We start from the raw sequence: 21,549 nt of genomic DNA, 5'->3' as shown, positions 1-21,549 counted from the left end.
AGGTAAAACAAATAGATGCTTAATCAAGTTCAGCATGACGAGTGCTAATAAAATTATGTCCAACTCGGAGGCCTCTGCGCTTTTCTCTCTGCGTGCTTTGCGGTTAAAAACACCCTGGTTAAAAACTTGAAAAAACCCAAATTTATCCTTAATATTGGGTCCGGTTCTCCCGATTACAAACCATGCAACTTACCAGGTTAGAAATTAAAGGCTTTAAAAGCTTTGGCGATAAAGTGACCATCAACTTTAATGAAGGGGTTACGGCTATTGTAGGACCTAATGGTTGTGGAAAATCGAATGTAATTGATGCCATGCGCTGGGTGCTAGGCGAACAGAGTACCAAAGCTTTACGGTCTGAAAAGATGGAAAACATCATTTTCAACGGCACGAAAAACCGTAAACAGGCACAGCTTGCCGAGGTCTCATTAAGCTTTGACAACACCAAAAATATTCTTCCTACTGCTTATTCTCAGGTCACTGTAACACGCAAACTGTACCGCAATGGCGATAGCGAATACCGCTTAAACGATGTACAGTGCAGGTTAAAAGATATTACCGACCTTTTTCTGGATACCGGGATCGGCTCTGATAGTTACTCGATTATCGAGCTGAAAATGGTAGATGAAATTATCACCAACAAAGAGCATAGCCGCAGGTCGCTGTTTGAGGAAGCATCCGGCATCTCTAAATACAAACTTCGTAAAAGACAGACTTTCAGTAAATTAAAAGATACAGAAGCCGATTTGGAACGGGTAGAAGATCTGCTTTTCGAAATCGAAAAAAATCTTAAGACTTTAGAAAACCAGGCACGCAAGGCTGAGCGTTATTATAAACTCAAAGAACAGTACCGTGAGTTAAGTGTACAACTGGCCACGCATCGCATTGCTTTTTTCCGTACTGATTTAACTGCACTAGAGACCCAGGAGCAGCAGCAAATGCTAAACCGTACCGAGCTAAGCACCAAAATAGATACCGGTGAAGCCGAACTGCAAAAACTGAAACTCGACAGCATCAGCCAGGAGAAAAACCTTTCCGTACAGCAAAAAGCCACTAACGAGCTTGTTTCCAAAATCCGCGCTTACGAAAGTGAGAAAAAGGTAAAAAACGAGCAGATGCGTTTTCTGCAGGAAAAAGAAACGCGTTTATCGGGCGAACTGGAAAAAGATAAAAACCAGGTTAACCACATCAAATACAACATCAAACGTTTAAATGAAGAAGTGGTAACAGAAACGGAAGTATTTAACCGTCTCGAATCTGACTTAAAACAGCTAAAATCAACACTGGATACTTTGCGCGAGCAGCAGCAGATTGAAAAAAACCGGATTGATAACCTGATCAAATCGGTTAACGAACTGCAGAATACCGTTTATCAATCGCAAAAAGAAATTGATATCCTGAACATCCAGAAAGATGCCCTGGTACAGGAAAGCAACCGCAATGTAGATGATACCGAAACGAAAACGCTGGAATTAAAGGCTTTTGATCATGCACTGGCTGAGCTTGATATCCAGGTGCGTGAAAAACAGGCCAATATTAAAAACCTTACCGAAGCAGAAGAGCTGTTAAAAATACAATTGGCTACCACAGAAGCTAACCTGAGTTCGAACAAGGAAAAACTAATGGCTGAAAACCGTAAAAAAGATGCCAGGCAAAACGAATATAATCTTACTAAATCGTTGGTTGACAGCCTGGAAGGTTTTCCTGAATCGATCCGTTTTTTAAAGAAAAGCAATGCTTTTGCCAAAAGTGCCTTGCTTCTTTCTGATATTTTATTCTGTAACGAAGATTATCGCATAGCTATAGAGAATTATCTGGAGCCGGTAATGAACCACTATGTGGTTGACCTGTATACAGATGCCGTTCAGGCGATTAACCTCTTAACCGATGCCAGCCGTGGAAGGGCTAACTTTTTTATTCTAGAAAATGTTCCGGATAAAAATCCGGTTGTCGGCAGCTATGAAGGGCTGATATCCGCTTTATCGGTAGTAGAGGTTGATAAAAAATACCAGAACCTCTGCAATTTGCTTTTGCAAAATGTTTACATCGCTGAAAACGAACAAGAAAACCGATTTAAAAACACGCCGACTGACAGTTTAACCGTATTAGCCAAAAATGGTAAATATGCACAAACCAAATTTACTCTGGCGGGTGGTTCAGTAGGTTTGTTCGAAGGTAAAAGGATTGGCCGCGCCAAGAATTTAGAGAATCTGGCAAAAGAAATTAAAGCTTCAGAATCGCTGATCAATAAGTACAACGAGGCCATTAAAGCAGAAACCGATCAGATTTTCAACTTAAAAGAAGCTTCAAAAATCAATCAGATCAATGCTTTGCAGCAAGAGATGAACCGCTTAAATAATGAGCATATTTCTGTACAAACGCGTCGTGATCAGTACCAGGAGTTTATTACCACCAGTGAAAACAGGAAAACAGATATCGCACAAAAAATCGTATCGATAGAGAAAGCTTTATCGGAGAAGTTACCGGCTCTGGTTCAATTGCAAAAGGATCAGCAGGAAGCACATGTTAATTTACAGGAGCAGCAACTCAATTATCAGGAAATTGCCGATCAGGTAAATGAAAGCGCGGGTAAGTACAACCAGGACAATATCCGTTTTCACCAACAACAAAATAAGTTATCGGGCTTAGAAAAAGATTTAGATTACCGCTTTGTACAGGAAGAAGCTTTAAATAAGCGCATCGCCCAAAACGATAAAGAATTACAGGAAACCCTGGTTCAAATAACAGCAACTTTGCAGCACACCGATCTGAGCGATGATACCCTTTTAGAGATGTATCAGCAACGGGAGGAGATGGAAAAAGGGCTTGCAGAGGCAGAAAAAGAGTATTTCGAAATTAAGGGCAGTATTAACCAGGTAGAAACCGATTTAACCAACATCCGCAAAAACCGCGAAGAAACCGATTTCCTTTTAACCGAGATCAAGGATAAAAAGAATGCTTTAAAAATCGACCTTAATGCTTTAAAAGAGCGCTTAGCGGTAGAATTCAACATTGATATCAACGATCTTTTAGAAACAGATACTGCTGTTGAAGCGCTGGAAAGTGAATTTGAAATCCGCCAGAAAGTAGAAAAAATGAAACGCCAGCTGGACGAATTTGGCGCCATCAACTCGATGGCTATGGAGGCCTTTAAGGAAATGGAAGAGCGTTATACTTTCATCCAGAACCAGAAAAGAGACCTTAACGCGGCCAAAACCGATCTTTTACAAACCATTAAAGAGATAGACGATACTGCAAAAGATAAGTTTATGCAGGCTTTTACACAGGCCCGTGAACATTTTATCGTGGTTTTCCGCTCCTTATTTAATGAAGAAGACAGCTGCGACCTGATTTTATCCGATATCAATAATCCTTTAGAAGCTGACATTGATATTGTTGCCCGCCCCAAAGGGAAAAGGCCATTGTCGATCAATCAGCTATCCGGTGGCGAGAAAACGTTAACGGCTACCGCGCTGTTATTTTCACTTTACCTCTTAAAACCTGCGCCTTTCTGTATTTTTGATGAGGTTGATGCACCCCTGGATGACACCAACATTGATAAATTCAATAATATCATTCGTAAATTCTCCGATCAGTCGCAGTTTATCATCGTATCGCACAACAAACGCACCATTGCCAGCACTGATATTATTTATGGCGTAACCATGGTAGAACAAGGTGTTTCCAGGGTGGTTGCGGTAGATTTAAGAGAGGTAGCGGCCTAGTTCAACTTTTCCGTCATTGCGAGGAGGTACGACGAAGCAATCTTTTATTTACATTTTTTTCAATTCGAAAATGAAAGATGTGATTAATTTTCTAATCCCACTTTTTATTCCGATCGTCAGGCTGAATTTATTTTACAAGTAGAAATCGTATTTTCAATCGTCTTGTAGCTACTACGTGGTCAGCATCTTTCTTACTAGACAGACCCTGAAATGAATTCAGGGTGACGCCTCTATATATCCTAATAATTAATATCTTTAAGAAATTTAATTATAATCGTCATTTCGAGCGAAGTGCAACGTAGTCGAGAAATCTATACCAATAAATCTCTCTATTAAGCAAGTTCCCACGAGATGACGATCCTAAATTGTTACAGAACAACTATGAAAATCTTATACATTATTCCCTTAGCCATGATGTTCAGCTGCTGTTCATCCGTAAAAAATCAAAACAATACTGCTTCTGGCAAATTAGACAACCAATTGCTCAAAGATGTTGAAATACTTTCTTCTGATGCTTATCAGGGGCGTAAAACGGGCACTAAGGGTGCAGAAATGGCCAGGGCTTATATTATAGAAAGATTTAAAAAATTAGGTTTAAAATCTTATCCGCAACATGTAAATTATGCCCAGGAATTCACCTTTAATGATAGAAATGGTGCGAAAATAAACGGCACCAACGTTATTGGCTACATTCCAGGCAAAGGAACCAATGTAATTGTTGTTTCTGCGCATTACGATCATTTAGGCGTGATAAAAAATGAAGTTTTTAATGGTGCTGATGATAATGCATCGGGAACGGCAGGTTTATTGAAAATTGCAGCTTATTTTTCAAAGAACAAGCCCAATAACACCATTATTTTTGCTGCTTTTGATGCTGAAGAAATGGGTTTACAAGGTGCTAAGGCATTTGTAGGCAATCCACCAGTACCTATTAATACGATTGCCATTGATTTAAATATGGATATGATCAGCCATAGTGATAAAGGTGAACTTTATGTATGCGGAACTTTCAGGTATCCGGATTTAAAGCAATACATTGATACCACACGGACTGATATAAAAGTAAGTTTAGGCCACGACGATCCTAAACTTGGCCATGATGACTGGACCAATCAAAGCGATCAGGGTGCTTTTAATGCTAAGAATATTCCATTCTTATACTTCGGTGTAGAAGACCATAAAGATTACCATAAAGCCAGTGACGAATATTCTACAATCACCAAGCAATTTTTCAGCCATGCAGCAAGTGCCGTATTGGATGTTGTAAAGAACATCGACAAACAAACCGGTTTACAGCAGTTGTTAAAAAATAAAATGATCATGATGGATAACCCGCGAAAGTCAGAAAGATTTTAACAACATCCTTAAAGTTTACTTTAAACCTGCCCTATTCGGCAGGTTTTTTTATGCTTCACAAAATCCAGTTTAAAATTATTTATCTGTTTATCAAGTGTTTATAAAATAAACTATAAAAATAGTTTGCAAACTATTTTTATAGTGGTAACTTCAATTAACCAAACTACAAAAATAGTTGACATGATAAAAGAACTCACAAAAGCAGAAGAACAGGTAATGCTTATCCTTTGGGAAATGGGCGAAGCCCTGGTAAAAGAGGTCATTGAAAAAATGAATGAACCCAAACCCGCTTACAACACGGTTTCGACCGTAATCAGGGTGCTGGAAAGTAAAGGCTTTGTTGACCATAAGGCGATAGGTAATACACATATCTACTACCCTATCATCAAAGAAACTGATTACAAACGTTTTGCATTCGACAAGGTAATGAACAATTACTTCGAAAATTCTTATGAAAGCCTGGTTTCCTTTCTGGTGAAGGAAAAAAGTATGAGTAACGAAGAGCTCAACGAAATTATTCAATTGGCAGAGAAACTTAAAAAAGACAAGTGATGAGCTGGCTATATTATTTACTCGAAGCAAATCTATACCTTATCCTGTTTTATGGATTTTATAGATTATTTCTCCACAGGGAAACCTTTTATGTTTTAAACAGATCTTACCTGATTTTCAGTTCGATGCTGGCTTTTACACTTCCGTTTGTTCAGCTGGGGTTCTTAAAGAAGGAAATGGTTTTTCACTATACTGGATCTATCCGGATTGACGAACCTACATCCTATTTTACGCTGAAAAACGTCCTTTTAGTATTATATCTGGCAATTTCATCAATTTTAATACTAAAATTTTTGTGGGGGCTAAGACACCTTGCAAAATTAATGCAAAATGCACATAAGCGTAAAGAAGATAACATCACTGTTATTGACATCAAACATTCAAAAGCGGCATTTTCATTCTTCAATCTAATTTTTATGGATCCGGAGATGAACCAAAAAGCTACTGTGCTAAAACACGAAATGGTGCATATTAAACAAAAACATAGTCTTGATATCCTATTATTCGAACTGATACAGATTTCCAGCTGGTTCAATCCGGTTATTTACTTCATGAAGAACGATATCAGGCTTGTGCATGAATACCTTGCTGATGAGGCTACTACCAGAAAAGACATTGCAAAATATGAGTATGCGTTGTTTCTGATCCAAAATTCGTATGGGAATGACAAAATTACCCTTAGTAACCATCTTTTTAATTCCTCATTACTAAAAAATAGAATAACTATGTTAAATCAAAAAAAATCAGCAAAATGGGCCAGGCTCAAATTGTTATTTATCCTTCCCTTAACCGGATTTATGCTATGCCTATCTACAATGGCATTTACAAAAGATTATGCTACCATCCAATTTGGACAGAAAAAGGAAAGCTTAACCATTGTTTTACAGGATACGACGAAGAAAAAATCAGATAAAAAGAGACTGCCTCCTCCACCTCCAAAAGAACCAAGCCCAGCCAAAGTCAAAAAGATGAAAGAAATAAGGATAAATGAACCCGTTATCATCAAGTATGACAAAAGATTACCACCGCCGCCGCCAGTAGAACCAGTTCCTTTAAAAGCAAAAAATAATAATGAATCAAAAGTAAATAAAGTTCGGTTTGCTTCACCTACTGTTAAAAAGGACAGCAAAAAACTACCTTCGTCAATAATGATCACTCCGGATACCAAGCCTGTACCTCCACCTCCGCCTGTAGAACCAAAAGCAACAAAAGGTGAAGTACTGAAAATCAACATTAGCTCCACTCAAGCCAATTGAGCAAAAGCCAGTTAAGAAGGCTAATAAAATAATTACTGCGGTACGTAAACCACATATTTGGTTTCAAAGAAATCTTCCTTAAAATAAGCTGAAAGCGGATATAATTCTGCTTTCAGTTTCGATTCCCTGATCTCTTCTGCCAAATCTCCACCTTTCAGATATAGAATTCCATTCGGAATGGCATTTACTGCATCTTTTTTAAACTTTCCCTGTATCCATGGGTAAAATTCGCCTAAACGGGTCACTGCCCTTGATACTATAAAATTGAACTTTTCTTTAACCTGCTCGGCCCTCAAATGATCGGCACGCAAATTTTCCAAACCTAGTGCCAAAGCCACCTCTTTTACCACTTTGATTTTTTTCCCGATAGAATCAACCAGGTAAAACTGCGTTTCAGGGAATAAAATGGCTAAAGGGATACCCGGAAAGCCGCCTCCAGTTCCTACATCCAGCACAGACTCTCCTGCTTTAAAGGTACAGATTTTAGCTATTCCCAATGAATGAAGCACATGGCGCTCGTACAATTCTTCAATATCTTTTCTTGAAATTACATTGATCTGCGCATTCCAGAAGCTATATAACTCAAACAACCGGGAAAACTGCCCAAGCTGTTTTTCAGTTAGATCGGGAAAATATTTTAAAATGATATCTGGCTTTACATCAGGCATATTGCAATAACTAAAGGATTATGAACTATTTCCATTTTGCATTTTTCTTCCCAAACATGGATAAAAATCCGTTTAAGGTTAAAAACAGAAACAAAAGTATATCTAAAATCGGGAACCACCAACGTAAATCGCCATAGTTTAACCGTTTAAGTAATTTAGGATAGACAAAACACCGGATCACAATGCTTAATCCGAGGATGCCGAGTGCTACATATTGCGCTTCGCGACTCAAAAACATACAAGCAGCAAAAAAGGCATAAAACAGAAACTGGGAAATAATCTGGAGGCTCAAAATAAATTTATGTTTCGGTTTATAAAACTTACCAGCACCAAAATGGCGTTTTTTCTGTCTCAAATAACCTGCCCAGCTTTTATTTGGCTCACTCCACACGTGGCTATCCGGATGTATGCGAATCTCGGTATTATAGCTGTTGGCGTGTGCATTTACAAACAAATCATCATCCCCGGATGGAATATGCATATGCGCTGCGAATCCCTTATTTTTAAAAAACAGTGATTTTTTATAAGCCATATTTCTTCCAACCCCCATATAAGGCATGCCTTTCAGGGCAAAAGAAAGGTAGTTAACCGCAGTAAAAAAGGTTTCGAACCGGATCAAAGCATTTAACAGGCTGCGCTTTTTCATATAAGGCGAATACCCCAATATAATTTCCGTTTGCTCATCAGCGGGCTGCTGCATATCCATCAGCCAGTGGTCAGATGCCGGCATACAATCGGCATCTGTAAATACCAGCCAATCATATTTAGCCGCTTTTATGCCCATGGTAACGGCGAACTTTTTGCCGGCAATAAATTTATCGTTATCTAAAATTTTTACTACCTTAATGTTACGATGCTGTTTTTCTAAAGCTTCTAAAAAGTCCTCGGTTCCATCCCAGGAACGATCATTGACCACTACCACCTCAAATTCAGGATAATTTTGGCTGAATAACGAAGGAAGATATTTTTCCAGATTAACAATTTCATTTCGGGCACAAACAATAACACTGATCGGTTTACGCGCCGAAAACGGCACTTCTTCAATGCTTACCCTGGCCAGCTTCAAATGAACAAATAGTACATAATAAAGCTGAACCAAAAGGCAAAAAACCAATATGGAGAGCAGAATAATTTCAAGCGGGGTTAATATCACGATGGTAAAATAAATAGGCGCAAATTTCTCATTTTTAATCTGTAAATCACTTTTATGTGGATAAAAAATTAAACAAAAATATGCCCTCAATTTTTGCTATTTTTGGCAGATTTTTGACGAGGAAAATATATTATGAAATTTAGTTTACAGGCTAACGACCCACTATCTAAAGCCAGGGCCGGAACGGTCACCACTGCTCACGGCGAAATACAAACACCTATTTTTATGCCTGTGGGTACTGCCGGAACGGTGAAAGCCGTACACCAGCGTGAGCTTAAAAATGATATTGACGCAAAAATCATTCTCGGAAATACTTACCACCTTTATTTAAGACCAGGACTTGACATTCTTGAAAAGGCAGGTGGACTGCATCAATTTATTGGTTGGGACCGCCCGATTTTAACTGATAGTGGTGGTTATCAGGTATATTCATTAAGTCAGGTACGTAAAATTAAGGAAGAAGGCGTTACTTTCCGTTCTCACATTGATGGATCAAAGCACCTTTTTACTCCTGAATATGCAATGGATATCCAGCGTACCATTGGTGCAGATATCATTATGGCCTTTGATGAATGTACCCCGTATCCCTGCGACTACACCTATGCGGCCAAATCGATCAAAATGACCCACCGCTGGTTAGAGCGCTGCTGTACCCATTTTGATAATACGCAGCCTAAATATGGTTTTGACCAAACGTTATTCCCTATTGTTCAGGGCTCTGTATATAAAGATTTAAGAATTAAATCGGCAGAATTTATTGCCGGTATGAATCGTGAGGGCAATGCAATAGGGGGCTTATCGGTAGGTGAACCTGCCGAAGAGATGTACGCCATGACGGAAGTGGTATGCGATATATTACCGGCTGAAAAACCACGTTATTTAATGGGCGTTGGTACACCCATCAATATATTAGAAAATATCGCATTGGGTATCGATATGTTCGATTGTGTAATGCCGACCAGAAATGCAAGAAACGGCATGTTATTTACCAGGAATGGTATTATCAACATCAGGAATAAAAAATGGGAAAATGATTTTTCTCCTTTGGATGCAGAAAGCGATCTGCATGCCGATCAGGTAACCACAAAAGCTTATTTAAGGCACCTGGTCCATAGCAATGAAATGCTTGGCGCTCAAATTGCTACCTTACATAACCTGCATTTCTATCTCTGGCTGGTAAAACAGGCCAGGGAAAAAATCATTGCAGGCGAATTTTATGAGTGGAAAAACAAAATGGTTAAAGTGTTAGGCAATAAGCTATAAAATGAATCTGTTAAAAGGGAGAATAAAAATCATCGATCAGTATATTATCGGGAAATACCTGGGTACATTTATTTATACCCTTGCCATTTTCGTGATCATTATTGTTGTTTTTGACCTGTCGGAAAAAATGGATGATTTTATGAAAAGCGGTCTAAGTTTTTGGGGAATCCTTTCCAAATATTACGCTGGCTCCATTCCTTTTTATGTGAATATGCTTTCGCCACTGATTAATTTCATTGCCGTAATTTTCTTTACGGCTAAAATGGCCGATCAGACCGAGATTGTGCCGATTTTAAGTGGTGGTGTGAGTTTTAACCGGTTTTTATTTCCTTACCTGGTATCGGCCTCCATTATTTTTTCGGCCAATCTACTTTCCAACTTATACCTTCTTCCCTATACCAATACCTTAAAAAATAGCTTCGAGAATACGTATGTAAAGCGTAATGATCCTTCCACAAAGTCCAAAATCCATATGAAACTGGACGACAAAACCTATATTTATATTGATAATTTCGACAACAAAACGAATTCAGGATATCGGTTTTCTTTGGATAATTTTAGCGGAGATGTACTGACCAAAAAAATCGTTGCAGAAAATATAAAATGGGATTCGCTTAAGCGTAAATGGCAGTTGAGCAACTACTCTATCCGTAAGATTGATGGCCTGAAAGAAACCATGATTTATGGTAACGGCAAACTTAAAGATACCATTCTGGATATGCGTCCTGATGATTTTTCTGCCTATGATAACGTGGTGCAAAACTTAACGACGAAAGAACTTTCAGAGAAGATCAGGAAAGAAAAAATCCGTGGCACAGGCGTAATGAACGACCTTCAGTTTGAAAAATACAAACGTTACCTGCACCCGCTTTCTGCTTATGTGTTAACGCTGATCGGTGTTGCCCTCTCCTCGCGTAAAGTTCGCGGTGGGGTTGGTGTATCTTTAGGTATCGGAATCTTCATTAGCTTTGCTTACATCGTATTTAACCAGTTTACACAAATGTTTTCGACCAAAGGCGGATTACCTCCTTTCGCAGCCGTTATCATGCCTACATTATTCTTTGGCTTACTAGGTTTTTACCTGCTAAGAAAAGCACCAAAATAACGATGGACATTACCAAAAAGAATTTACTCATCCTCCATCTTACCGTATTTGTTTGGGGCTTTACTGGCGTGCTCGGCAAGTTGATTTCTATCGATGCAGTGCCCATGGTTTGGTACCGTGTAATGATTGCCGCAGCCACACTCTTAGCATGGTTTTTAATTACCAAAAAGAACATTAAGATCAGCAAAAAACAGTTCATCCAATTCTTTTTAACAGGCGGAGCTGTAGCTATCCATTGGATATTTTTCTTCCACGCCATTAAAGTTTCTACGGTTTCGGTAACCCTGGTTTGCCTGTCTTCTTTTACTTTATTTACGGCAATTTTAGAACCGCTGATCAAAAAACAACCCATACAACCTGGCGATATTTTAATCGGTTTACTCATCATTCTGGGAATATATATGATCTTTAAATTCGAAGGTCAGTATACATTAGGAATAATTTTTGGTTTGTTAGCTGCAGTTGCATCCAGTCTTTTCTCAACCATAAATTCCACGCTGGTACAAAAAAGCGAACCTTCCATCATCAGTTTTTATGAACTTGTTGGGGCATTTTTCTGGATCACCCTATATCGTTTATATGATGGTTCGCTGCTGAATACAGGATTCAATCTTAGCGCTCAAAACTGGTTCTACCTTGCACTGCTGGGCACGCTTTGCACATCTGTTGCATACGTTGCAGGTGTTGCCGTAATGAGAACTTTATCCGCTTTTAGAGTTGCTTTAATTACCAATCTTGAACCTGTGTACGGCATCGTATTGGCCTTTGTTTTTTTTCAAAGCAAAGAGCAAATGACAGGTGGATTTTATATCGGCGCAACCATTATATTGGCCTCAATTTTTCTTTATCCCATTTATAAAAAGAGAAAGAACCAGCTCTAAAACAAAGCCCAGTAATAGGATATATTTGTCAAAAAGCCAACCGTTTTTTATTAAGATAATTTAAGCTGAACGATCCATTGAATCCCTATATTTTGATGGGTCGATTTTTTTATTCAGATCTGATTCCCAACAAAAGCATGATCAAAAATCTTTAAAAGATAGCGCAGAACATAAGCCGTAAACGGCTCAAAAAAGATTACCACAATACCAATTTAGAAGTACCCAAACTTGTCAAAAACTAATCGTTAAAGCCTATCAAAACACTTTACCTAAGCGATAGCAGTTCCATATAAACAGGCGTAATTAAAAAAGGAAACTACGTTAAAAAATGCAATTTCCCGACAGTAGAGGGATCTAAAACACCTCTATTCCGCAACCACTTCACACCACCTCAATAAAGAATACGTTTACCAAAAATACCTGCTTCGACCCTAACTTCCATTCAGATCAAGGCAATATTAATTAACCGCCTGAAGTTGTAATTATAGCATAACAAAGCTAAATTTTTATATCCTTAAATTATACGTTTTTGACCGATAAAACTTATGAAGGATTCAGCAATATCAGATGAGCAAAACACGTAAAAAACACCATCTGGACCGACCTTAAAACAGAACTATAAACCAAGCTTTAAAATATAATTTCAACTTATCAAAAATGAATATTTTATGAACGAAATTCTTTTGATGGCCATCTAAATAAATCTTTAAAAAAGAGACTACATATAACGCCAGTAAAACACAAATTTTGAGCATAAATAGATTACAAATAATCAATCAACATACGCTAAAAACGGGTACGAAATCAGGAAAATATAAAAGTCAAAAGATTAAATTTTTAAATAAAAAAATCACTGACAAAACAGCTTCAAATCAACAATAAAAACTACCAAAAACCTAATATAGAAATACTGAAAAAACTAAGGATTTATTAGCGAAAAAACCTTACAAAAAACTCGTTTGGATCCCAAATAAAAAATGCTACTTACATCTTAAAAAAGCACATATAAAACAATATTAAATCCAGAGATTTTATCCTAAAATTCATATAAGTAATGCGAACGTATCGTCCTGAAATAAGATAGAACCATCTTAAAGATGCTATACCTGGCCTCAGCATAGCTTACAATTTGCAGTACAAACAGTTACTATGCAGCCACAAAACAGCGCAGTTTTTTTGGAATTAATCATTATCAAAACACTAAAAATTGAGCGGTAAAACTAAATTGCTGGACCACTTTTTACGCCTAAAGATGAAAAATTATCAGATCCCACTATTACGATCTGAAAATACATATTGATCAAAAAAAATGCGTTTAAACTACAATAAAACCACTTTTTAATTCAAAAAATCAAATTTCGATAAAATATCCGGAAAACGCCTTTATTCACGAATATCGCAAGGAAACCGCATTATCCAGGCAAAATGTTACGGTTTTTCAGGCTTGAAGTCAGCAAAAAATATACAGATCATTAAAATTTGAGCCTAATTTATAACTAAAATTTAAGCTCCAAAAGCTGAATTTGGTACTCAAAAATTACTGTTTTAGGAATACGTGAACTTCAATTTTAATTTTTTAAACTGATGTAAATCCGGTTAATTCAGCCAAAATCGAGATTCAAAATACTTTAAAACTAAGCTGATATCCTAGCGAAAAAACAGACATTATGTCATTACAAAAATCTTCGCCCGCCATAATCTGTTTTTTTTCATTTCCCAAAATTCTAAAAACTAACACAACAAACGTTTCAATCATCGATTGATCCCGGTTAGTTTTTGGTATTCAAACAAATCAATTTCGCTGTCGGGCTTTCCTTTAATTTCCCGGACGTTTGTTAATCTTTCGCAATCATCCATTGACACTATAAATTCGATAGCGCTTAGCTTAGCACCGAGAACTGCGATCATCTTCTGCCAGTCATACATAATTTAAAAATGGCAGAAAAAATTTTCAGGAAAATCGATTAATAAGTGTAAATTAATTGGATAAAATTGATTAAAATAAAAATAGCCATTTAAGCAACAACCAGTAGTATATTTGCGCGAATTTTTATTCATAAACGAACATTTTATCAATTCAATTATATTACAATAATATTTGTAAATCAGATATTTAAATAAATTTATATGAATTAAAAATTCACTTTTTCAAACAACTATAAATTTCAAAAAACTAAATATTTTAGCAAAGATTTTAGATGAGCTTAAAAAAATTAAACAAAAAACTAATTATCAGTTATTTAAGTACAATCACTTTAAGTTTTGTTTCATTATCTGTTTCTGGACAGATTTTCAGCACTGTGCAAAACCCACTTAGTGTAAAATGGAACTACATTTCATCCGGCGGCTTTAAAATCGTTTATCCCAAAGAACTGGAGAACGAAGCCCAAAGAATGGCTAATACCCTACCCTTTATCTATAGCAAAATCGGGGTGGGCCTGAACCAGAAACAAACCTCTATCCCACTACTTTTACAGAACCGGGGAACGGTAGCTAATGGCTTTGTGCAACTAGGGCCAAAGAAGTCGGAGTTCTATGCTACGCCTCCACAGTTTTTTGACAGCCAGGATTGGCTGAACAACCTTGCCGTGCATGAACTCAGGCACATTGCACAGTTTGACAAATTGACAGGGACACAGGCACACCCTTTTCCTGAACTGGTTTACTTCGCATACTTTGGCGCGGGTATACCCATTTGGTTTTTCGAAGGCGATGCAGTAGTGAACGAAACTGCTTTGACGAATTCGGGTAGGGGCCGACAGCCAAACTGGATCATGCCTTACCGGGCTTCACTTCTGGAAGGAAAAAAATTTACCTACAGCAAAGCCTATTTCGGCTCGAACAAAGAAGTAACGCCAGGTTATTATCAAACAGGCTATTTGATGGTATCTGACATGAAGGAAAAATATGGTCAGTTCATTTCAGACAGCTTACTTGGCGACATCAGGAAAAGACCATGGAGACCGTATCCATTTTCGAAAAGCTTAAAAAAATATACCGGAGAAAATACGCGGCAATATTTTTTATCTACCCAGAACAAGCTGGCAGAAACATGGAAAAAACAGGAAGAAAAATCTTTCACAGAAAACTATGAAAGCTTAAATAAAAAAACAAAAATAGCAACGCATTATTTCTTACCGGTAAGATTAAATAAAAACCAGGTTTTAGCACTTAAAGAAAGTAAAACTGATGCGCGATATTTCGTCATCATTAATGAGGATAAATCAGAGCAAAAACTATTCGGAATCGGTTATCAGGAACAACCTTGGTTTAGCTTAAAAAATGATCTTCTGGTTTGGGATGAAATCCGCTATGACCCCAGGTACAAACAGCGGAGTTACAGTGTAATCTGTTCGTATAATTTAAAGACCAAAAAATTCAGTAAATTAAGCAGCAAAAGCAGGCTCTTCTCTCCCAGCCTATCTGAGGACGGAAAGAAAATTATTACAGCTAAAGTTGAACTTAATAATCAATTTAATTTAGTAGAGATCGATGCCAGCTCAGGAGAGATTTTAAAGACTTATGCAAACCCTGAAAATGAAATCCTGCAAACACCTTCTTTTGACCGGTCAGGAAATAAGGTAGCTTATATCAGCGTAAGCGAGAAAGGAAAAAGTTTATGGCTCGTTGATGGGGAGAAAAAATCCATACTCATTTCCAACAGCCGACAACAACTCAGCCGACCGGTTTTTATTCAAGATAAAATTGTCTTCAATGCACACTTTAACGGCATCGATAATATTTACCAAATAGATCCCGTTTCAAAAAAAATCACAGCACTTAGCGCATCGAAATACGGAGCCTTCAACGCTACGGAAAGCGGTGACGGAAAAATCATATTTAATGATTACAAAATCAATGGTTACGAAATTGCCGAAATTCCTGTTACAGAGAAACCGTTAGGCGAAAATAACTTTGTGGATTTTTCGGCAGCAGCGGAAAAGCAGGAAAATGTTGGTAATGTTTTCCAAAACATTCCGGATAGCATCTACCCATCGAAGCGTTACCATACAGCGTCAAATCTTTTCAACATCCACAGTATTGTTCCGGTAATTGACAACGAATATGTTTTTGGTTTAGAACTTCAATCAAACAATCTACTCAACACGATGGGCTTCTACACCGGCGCAAAATACCACAGAGATTTAAAGCGTTTTGAATACACTGCAGATATCAGCTATAAGGCACTTTACCCTGTATTGAGCATCCTATATCGGAACAGACCTAAACGCACGTTCTACCGCGCTAAAAACACAATACAGCAAGGCGATTGGAGAGAGAACTATATCAAACTAAATGCATCCCTTCCATTATCATTTAACGCGCGTAACAACAACTATGCTTTCACACTCAATACGGCAACCAGTTTTACGCAAAGGTACATGCCTGAAAACATGCCTGCCGGTTTTACACGCGAGCTTAAATTTCCAATGGAGTATAATTTTACTTTTAACCACAGCGTACGCACGACCGAGAGAGACATTGCACCCAGATGGGGGCAGGTGTTCAGGGCAACTTACAATCACCAGCCTTTTGATCAAAATTTAAAAGGAGAAATTTTAGCGCTCGAAAGCTTCCTTTACTTTCCGGGTTTTGCAAAAAACCATTCCTTTCTGGCGAGCTTCAATTATCAAAAAGCAACCGGGGTAAATCAGTACGCAACGGAGATTGCAACTGTTTATGGGTACAACAATATTTTAGCTAAAAGTAAACTACAAAACAGCCTGCTTTTCAATTACCGCTTTCCCTTCGCCTTTCCAGACTGGGAGTTAGGTCCGTTGGCTTACGTGAGAAATTTCAGGGCCGGGCTATTCTGCCATTATGAAAATATCGGTAGCGGCACAACCTTTAACGATCCGAAAACATATGGGGTAGAATTAAATACCAGTGTAAACATTTTACGCTACCAACCTGTTGTAGATTTAGGAGCAAGATTGGTTTTTGTTAATCAGATTTACAATCAAAATCCGATATTAGAGTTTTCATTTAACTATAGTTTTTAAACATGAGCGCAAAAACAATTTCGATCATCATATTAACGGCCCTATTAACCGCCTTCTTATTTTTGAACAGTGATGAGGTGCCATTTAACTTTATCGTAGCAAACGATGTTCAGGTTTCCAAACTGATCGTTATCGGTGTTTGTATCATCGTCGGTTTCATTATTGGCTTTGTGGTAGGCAGACCGAAAAAAACAGTTAGCAGCTATGATGATGAGATTGAGAGAAATCAACCTACGATAGAAAATAAAAATACCTTAAGCGACGAGGATAGAGATTACATCAGCTAAGTCCAAAAATTCCATGGTCTGTGTCTCACAGACCATCAAGAGTTATTTTTCCTGCGTACAACTAGCTTTAATGAGATTAGCTTAAAGTGTTTTGAAAAGCAAGTCCTGCAGCGCTATTGATTGACAGTCGGGCTTTTCGCTAAATCTTTTAAAATGCAATTGTGATGCTGAGGTACGAAGCATCTATTTCATCGCTTGCAGATGCTTCGTACCTCAGCATCACAGTGAAACGGAAGCAGGTGCTAATTTTAAAAGGATATCGCTGCAATCCCGTTTAGGTAGATTGGCAACTGCTGCTATTTGAGGGAGTAATAGCAAAGTGCAAAAAATATTTCTTTACTTAATTTAGTGCCGTCATAATTTCTCCATAAAGAAGTCCGCTTCCACCGCCATAATGCTGGATAATTTTCAACTCAGGTTTTATTCCGGTCAGTCTTGCTCTTAAGGCTTTTTCACATGCTGCATCAATACCGTTCCCCAAAAGAACCAAATCTATTTCATTTGTTTGGCAAATCTCGATAGCTTCATCATCTGAACACACGCAGATTCCTTTCCACTCCGGTCTGGCATTTAACAATCGGTTCATCACAGTCGTAATTTCAGTATCCCTGCCGATATAAAGTATGGTAGTTTGCATATTTTTACATAAATAAACCCCGCGGGTTTTAAATCTGCGGGGTTTGGTTAAATTATTTTAATTCAATTCCATCGGCACATCCATTAACAATACCTCTGCATCTGCAGTATTGGCTTGAAAACTGATTTTATCGGTATCCCAAACACCCAGACCATCTCTTTTGCTCAACACTTGTCCGTTTATGGTTACTTCGCCATTGATCACAAAAGCATAAACACCGTTGCCAGCTTTTTTGATTTTGTATTCAGTTTCAAATCCGGCATTGAATTTACCTAATGAGAACCAGGCATCCTGATGGATCCATACACCGGCATCATCTGCGTTTGGCGATAAAATCTGCTGGAAGTTATTGTGTCTGGCTTCCACATCCAATGTTTGCTGATCGTAACGTGGCGTAACATTTTTCTTGTTCGGAAATAACCAGATCTGCAGCAAATTTAACTGCTCATCTGCATTGGCATTAAACTCACTATGGCTTACACCTGTTCCGGCACTCATCACCTGGATTTCTCCATTTTTAATAACGGCCGAATTACCCATACTATCTTTGTGTGCAATTGCGCCGGCTAACGGAATGGTAATAATTTCCATGTTATCGTGCGGATGGGTACCAAAACCCATACCACCATCAATCAAGTCATCATTTAAAACCCTTAAAACCCCGAAATGCATTCTTTCCGGATTGTAGTAATTAGCAAAACTGAATGAGTGATGCGCATTTAACCAGCCATGATTGGCATGACCCCGGGTGTTTGCTTTGTGCAAAATAAACTGTGACATAAATTTCCTTTCTTATTTATGATACAAATTTACAGCAGTGATATTTAGCAGGCATTGATGTAGGGTAAGAAAGTTTGTCGTGGAGCGGAGAGCGTAGAACCTCTGGCATTGATTTAACTAAGCATTCAGCTTTACAGGAATACTGCCTCAGTTAAGCACATCATAGCATTTGAAATTCTTTCCACATCAATTGAAAGGCATATAAATTCAAATCATTAAAGATAATCTATCCTTAACATGGTTTCAGTTTTAAGTTTATCTGTACCCCTTAAACTTGCACTAATTTAACCAGAACAATCAACCTTATAAACTCATGCAAAAAAACATGATCGGGATGCTATTGGTGTCCTGCCTATTTACATTTTCCTGTGAAAAGAATACCTTGACAGCAGATCAGACCATTACGACAAATCAAGACAAAAACATGCTGACGGTCGGTACGGCCGCAGTTAGTGCTTCCGCAAGCGTAAATACTTATTCCAATACATCGGCGTACATCAGCTCCGGTTTTTCATTTTTAAACCCTACACAAATTGACAAAAACCGCCAGGCCATTGGTGGTAATGCCTATACTGAAGTATATGGCTTTAATGTGCCGGAAGAAAACCGGGTAAGGGGGATTAGATGGAATGAAGATGATGAAAACACTTCGATCTGGCGCCCACAGGGTATTGCAGGTTTTTCCAGAAATGGGGTACGTTATTTGCTAGTGAGCTGGTATGCCAAAGATGCAGCTGAGCGCAAAGGATCAAGGATAAGCATTATCGACATTAGTCCAAGTTCCGGTACTTACTTAACTTACAGACACATTTTACTGGTACAGCCTACCCTACCAACCGGGACATTAGATTATACACAATACGGTTCGTATGCGCCATTAAATGTACATGCAGGTGGAATCGCTTATTTTAATGGAAAAATTTATTTAAGCAGCACGAGTTTAGGCCTAAGGGTATTCGATTTAGATAAAATCATTGAGGTAAGCTCTGGAACCGGCACCGAAAATAAATGCGGCAAAGATGCCGGTGGCAATCTTTATGCTTTTAATTACAGGTATATTCTCCCACAGATAGGTTACTATAAAATCAATGACGCAAGTCCGTTTTCTACTGTTCAGGTAAATTACGAAAATAACCAACTATGGACGGGCCAGTATTATGCTGGCAGTGCCGATGCCTCAATTGTACCTAAAATATTTGGATTTCCAATTGACAGCTCCGGAGAATTGCAAAATTCGGGTATACAAACCGTGATCCCTAAAAACAGTTTGTTTGCTTCCGATCATGCACATGGCATACAGGGCGTTTTCAGAAAAGGCAACAGAACATGGCTCTCCTGCACAGGATCACCCAGCGAATCATACGGATCTACCGCCCGCCTGGCCAGATATACCGATGGCGACACCAATACGGTAAGATACCGGTGGCCTTACGGAGCCGAATCCTTATATCTTGAAACGCAATATGGATATTTATGGAGTTTAACAGAATTCGAACCCAACGCTGGTGCCAATAATGGAAGTCAGGTTAACCGTTGCATATTTGCAGTTGATTTCTCCAAATATGAATAAGCTAGTGACTCAAAACAAAAAAAGGAGATGTAAATAAACCTCCCTTTTTCATCATTTATCTTTGAGATTAAACTAAGTCAACGCCTGTTCAATATCAGCCAAAATATCGTTAATATGCTCCAATCCAATAGATAAGCGGATAGATCCTTGCTCAATCCCCACTTCATTACGTTGCTCTTCAGTGAGCTTGCTGTGCGTACTTGTTGCAGGATGCGTCGCAATGGAACGGGTATCAGCCAGATTTGCCGAGATCGAAAACAGCTGCAAACCATCCATAAATTTACGTGCGGCATCGATACCGCCTTCAACAACGATGGTTACAATGCCCCCGCCTTGTTTCATTTGCTTTTTAGCAATTTCATATTGAGGGTGCGATGGTAAAAAAGGATATTTAACCAGCTTAATTTTCGGGTGCTTTTCTAAATATTCAGCAACTTTCAAAGCATTTTCGCAATGGCGGTCCATACGGATGGCCAGGGTTTCTAAACTTTTAGACAATACCCAAGCATTGAAAGGTGACAATGCCGGTCCGCTGTGACGGGCAAAACCAATCACATCGGCAATCAGTTCTTTAGCACCTAAAATAATCCCTCCCAATACACGGCCTTGTCCATCGATGTATTTGGTAGCCGAATGAATGGAAATGTGAGCACCCAACTTAATTGGCTGCTGCAGATATGGCGTGGCGAAGCAATTATCCACAACCAGCAACAAGTGATGTTTTTTAGCCAGGTTCCCCAGGAACTCCAGATCAATAATATCAATACCAGGATTGGATGGGGTTTCAACAAAAATCATTTTGGTATTAGGCTTAATCAAAGCCTCCCAATCCTGTGGTTTATCCAGATCGGCATAATTAAAAGTTACGCCCCAATTCGAAAAAACATTGGTTAACAACTGGTGTGTAGAACCAAAAACAGAACGGCTTGATACCAGATGGTCGCCATTTTTCAAAAATGCACCAAACGTGGTAAAAATTGCCGCCATACCAGTCGCTGTAGCAAATCCATCTTCTGCTCCCTCCAAAAGACACATTTTTTCGATAAACTCTGAAGTATTTGGATTTGAATAACGGCTATAAACATTACCCTCCTTTTCATTGGCAAACAATGCACGCATTTCTTCTGCATCATCGAACTTATAACTCGAAGTTAGATAAATCGGCGATGAATGCTCCTTATGTAAACTGCGTTCGGTTTGTGTGCGTATAGCTATGGTTTCAAAATTTTCGGATTTCATTTTATTGTGAGATGTGAGATATGAGATTTGAGATTTGAGATTTGAGATGTTAGACAGGAGATTTTCACCCTAAACCC

At 38.3% G+C, this 21,549-nt stretch carries 15 protein-coding genes; 10 read left to right on the top strand and 5 right to left on the bottom strand.

Translation table 11 applies throughout. The features are described from left to right. The first annotated feature begins 182 nt into the window (after positions 1-182). The 4 genes from smc (at position 183) to ACFE6N_RS04245 (ending at position 6,886) form a co-directional block, all read left to right on the top strand. Positions 183-3,722 carry a chromosome segregation protein SMC gene (gene smc / locus ACFE6N_RS04260; RefSeq protein WP_378934151.1) on the top strand — a complete coding sequence of 1,180 codons (3,540 nt, stop codon included), beginning with the start codon at positions 183-185 and terminating at the stop codon, positions 3,720-3,722. Positions 3,723-4,103: 381 nt separating this feature from the next. After that, a complete protein-coding gene (locus tag ACFE6N_RS04255) occupies positions 4,104-5,078 on the top strand; it encodes a M28 family peptidase (protein WP_378934149.1) in 975 nt (324 codons plus the stop codon). Positions 5,079-5,258: 180 nt separating this feature from the next. Then, complete coding sequence (locus ACFE6N_RS04250; RefSeq protein WP_145860721.1) at positions 5,259-5,630, top strand: BlaI/MecI/CopY family transcriptional regulator; 372 nt, start codon at positions 5,259-5,261, stop codon at positions 5,628-5,630. Further along, positions 5,630-6,886 carry a M56 family metallopeptidase gene (locus tag ACFE6N_RS04245; protein ID WP_378934147.1) on the top strand — a complete coding sequence of 419 codons (1,257 nt, stop codon included), beginning with the start codon at positions 5,630-5,632 and terminating at the stop codon, positions 6,884-6,886. Before ACFE6N_RS04250 ends, ACFE6N_RS04245 begins: the two co-directional genes overlap by 1 nt. A 32-nt stretch (positions 6,887-6,918) precedes the next feature. Here the strand turns inward: ACFE6N_RS04245 and rsmG are convergent, their stop codons facing one another. Both rsmG and ACFE6N_RS04235 read right to left on the bottom strand, forming a co-directional pair. Further along, positions 6,919-7,554 (bottom strand): 16S rRNA (guanine(527)-N(7))-methyltransferase RsmG, encoded by a 636-nt coding sequence (rsmG, locus tag ACFE6N_RS04240; protein ID WP_378934145.1) that lies wholly within the window; start codon positions 7,552-7,554, stop codon positions 6,919-6,921. A gap of 25 nt (positions 7,555-7,579) precedes the next feature. Next, positions 7,580-8,797, bottom strand: a complete 1,218-nt coding sequence (locus ACFE6N_RS04235; RefSeq protein ID WP_378934143.1) for a glycosyltransferase — start codon at positions 8,795-8,797, stop codon at positions 7,580-7,582. A 42-nt stretch (positions 8,798-8,839) separates the two neighbouring features. Here ACFE6N_RS04235 and tgt point away from each other — a divergent pair, with 42 nt between their 5' ends. The 5 genes from tgt (at position 8,840) to ACFE6N_RS04210 (ending at position 17,246) form a co-directional block, all read left to right on the top strand. Beyond that, the gene (gene tgt / locus ACFE6N_RS04230) at positions 8,840-9,970 is read left to right on the top strand and encodes a tRNA guanosine(34) transglycosylase Tgt (protein ID WP_378934141.1); all 1,131 of its coding nucleotides are present in this window, start codon (positions 8,840-8,842) and stop codon (positions 9,968-9,970) included. Between the two features lies 1 nt (position 9,971). After that, a complete protein-coding gene (locus tag ACFE6N_RS04225) occupies positions 9,972-11,075 on the top strand; it encodes an LptF/LptG family permease (protein ID WP_090987489.1) in 1,104 nt (367 codons plus the stop codon). A gap of 2 nt (positions 11,076-11,077) precedes the next feature. After that, complete coding sequence (locus ACFE6N_RS04220) at positions 11,078-11,956, top strand: DMT family transporter (protein WP_378934139.1); 879 nt, start codon at positions 11,078-11,080, stop codon at positions 11,954-11,956. A 2,198-nt stretch (positions 11,957-14,154) separates the two neighbouring features. Then, entirely contained in the window at positions 14,155-16,959 is a 2,805-nt protein-coding gene (locus ACFE6N_RS04215; protein WP_378934137.1) for a hypothetical protein, read from the top strand. Positions 16,960-16,961: 2 nt separating this feature from the next. Continuing rightward, positions 16,962-17,246 (top strand): hypothetical protein, encoded by a 285-nt coding sequence (locus ACFE6N_RS04210; protein ID WP_378934135.1) that lies wholly within the window; start codon positions 16,962-16,964, stop codon positions 17,244-17,246. A gap of 340 nt (positions 17,247-17,586) precedes the next feature. On the opposite strand, the gene ACFE6N_RS04205 is transcribed toward ACFE6N_RS04210, so the two are convergent. Both ACFE6N_RS04205 and ACFE6N_RS04200 read right to left on the bottom strand, forming a co-directional pair. Then, positions 17,587-17,883, bottom strand: a complete 297-nt coding sequence (locus ACFE6N_RS04205) for a hypothetical protein (RefSeq protein ID WP_378934134.1) — start codon at positions 17,881-17,883, stop codon at positions 17,587-17,589. 57 nt (positions 17,884-17,940) lie between these two features. After that, positions 17,941-18,663, bottom strand: coding sequence for a pirin family protein (locus tag ACFE6N_RS04200; RefSeq protein WP_378934132.1), 723 nt, complete (start codon positions 18,661-18,663; stop codon positions 17,941-17,943). Between the two features lie 313 nt (positions 18,664-18,976). Between ACFE6N_RS04200 and ACFE6N_RS04195 the strand changes: the two genes are divergently transcribed. Continuing rightward, positions 18,977-20,233 carry a hypothetical protein gene (locus tag ACFE6N_RS04195; RefSeq protein ID WP_378934130.1) on the top strand — a complete coding sequence of 419 codons (1,257 nt, stop codon included), beginning with the start codon at positions 18,977-18,979 and terminating at the stop codon, positions 20,231-20,233. 72 nt (positions 20,234-20,305) lie between these two features. Here the strand turns inward: ACFE6N_RS04195 and ACFE6N_RS04190 are convergent, their stop codons facing one another. After that, a complete protein-coding gene (locus ACFE6N_RS04190; RefSeq protein ID WP_378934128.1) occupies positions 20,306-21,472 on the bottom strand; it encodes a trans-sulfuration enzyme family protein in 1,167 nt (388 codons plus the stop codon). Positions 21,473-21,549 lie beyond the last annotated feature (77 nt).

Source organism: Pedobacter sp. BG31 (assembly GCF_042464845.1).
GTDB lineage: Bacteria > Bacteroidota > Bacteroidia > Sphingobacteriales > Sphingobacteriaceae > Pedobacter > Pedobacter suwonensis.
This window is presented reverse-complemented; position numbering and strand designations above follow the sequence as displayed.

What these genes read in the sequence shown, in the direction of transcription:
- smc (WP_378934151.1), top strand. Translation starts at nt 183, where the DNA reads ATGCAACTTACCAGGTTAGAAATTAAAGGCTTTAAAAGCTTTGGCGAT.
- ACFE6N_RS04195 (WP_378934130.1), top strand. Translation starts at nt 18,977, where the DNA reads ATGCAAAAAAACATGATCGGGATGCTATTGGTGTCCTGCCTATTTACA.
- ACFE6N_RS04220 (WP_378934139.1), top strand. Translation starts at nt 11,078, where the DNA reads ATGGACATTACCAAAAAGAATTTACTCATCCTCCATCTTACCGTATTT.
- ACFE6N_RS04190 (WP_378934128.1), bottom strand. Translation starts at nt 21,472, where the DNA reads ATGAAATCCGAAAATTTTGAAACCATAGCTATACGCACACAAACCGAA.
- ACFE6N_RS04250 (WP_145860721.1), top strand. Translation starts at nt 5,259, where the DNA reads ATGATAAAAGAACTCACAAAAGCAGAAGAACAGGTAATGCTTATCCTT.
- ACFE6N_RS04225 (WP_090987489.1), top strand. Translation starts at nt 9,972, where the DNA reads ATGAATCTGTTAAAAGGGAGAATAAAAATCATCGATCAGTATATTATC.
- ACFE6N_RS04200 (WP_378934132.1), bottom strand. Translation starts at nt 18,663, where the DNA reads ATGTCACAGTTTATTTTGCACAAAGCAAACACCCGGGGTCATGCCAAT.
- ACFE6N_RS04210 (WP_378934135.1), top strand. Translation starts at nt 16,962, where the DNA reads ATGAGCGCAAAAACAATTTCGATCATCATATTAACGGCCCTATTAACC.
- ACFE6N_RS04215 (WP_378934137.1), top strand. Translation starts at nt 14,155, where the DNA reads ATGAGCTTAAAAAAATTAAACAAAAAACTAATTATCAGTTATTTAAGT.
- tgt (WP_378934141.1), top strand. Translation starts at nt 8,840, where the DNA reads ATGAAATTTAGTTTACAGGCTAACGACCCACTATCTAAAGCCAGGGCC.
- rsmG (WP_378934145.1), bottom strand. Translation starts at nt 7,554, where the DNA reads ATGCCTGATGTAAAGCCAGATATCATTTTAAAATATTTTCCCGATCTA.
- ACFE6N_RS04245 (WP_378934147.1), top strand. Translation starts at nt 5,630, where the DNA reads ATGAGCTGGCTATATTATTTACTCGAAGCAAATCTATACCTTATCCTG.
- ACFE6N_RS04255 (WP_378934149.1), top strand. Translation starts at nt 4,104, where the DNA reads ATGAAAATCTTATACATTATTCCCTTAGCCATGATGTTCAGCTGCTGT.
- ACFE6N_RS04205 (WP_378934134.1), bottom strand. Translation starts at nt 17,883, where the DNA reads ATGCAAACTACCATACTTTATATCGGCAGGGATACTGAAATTACGACT.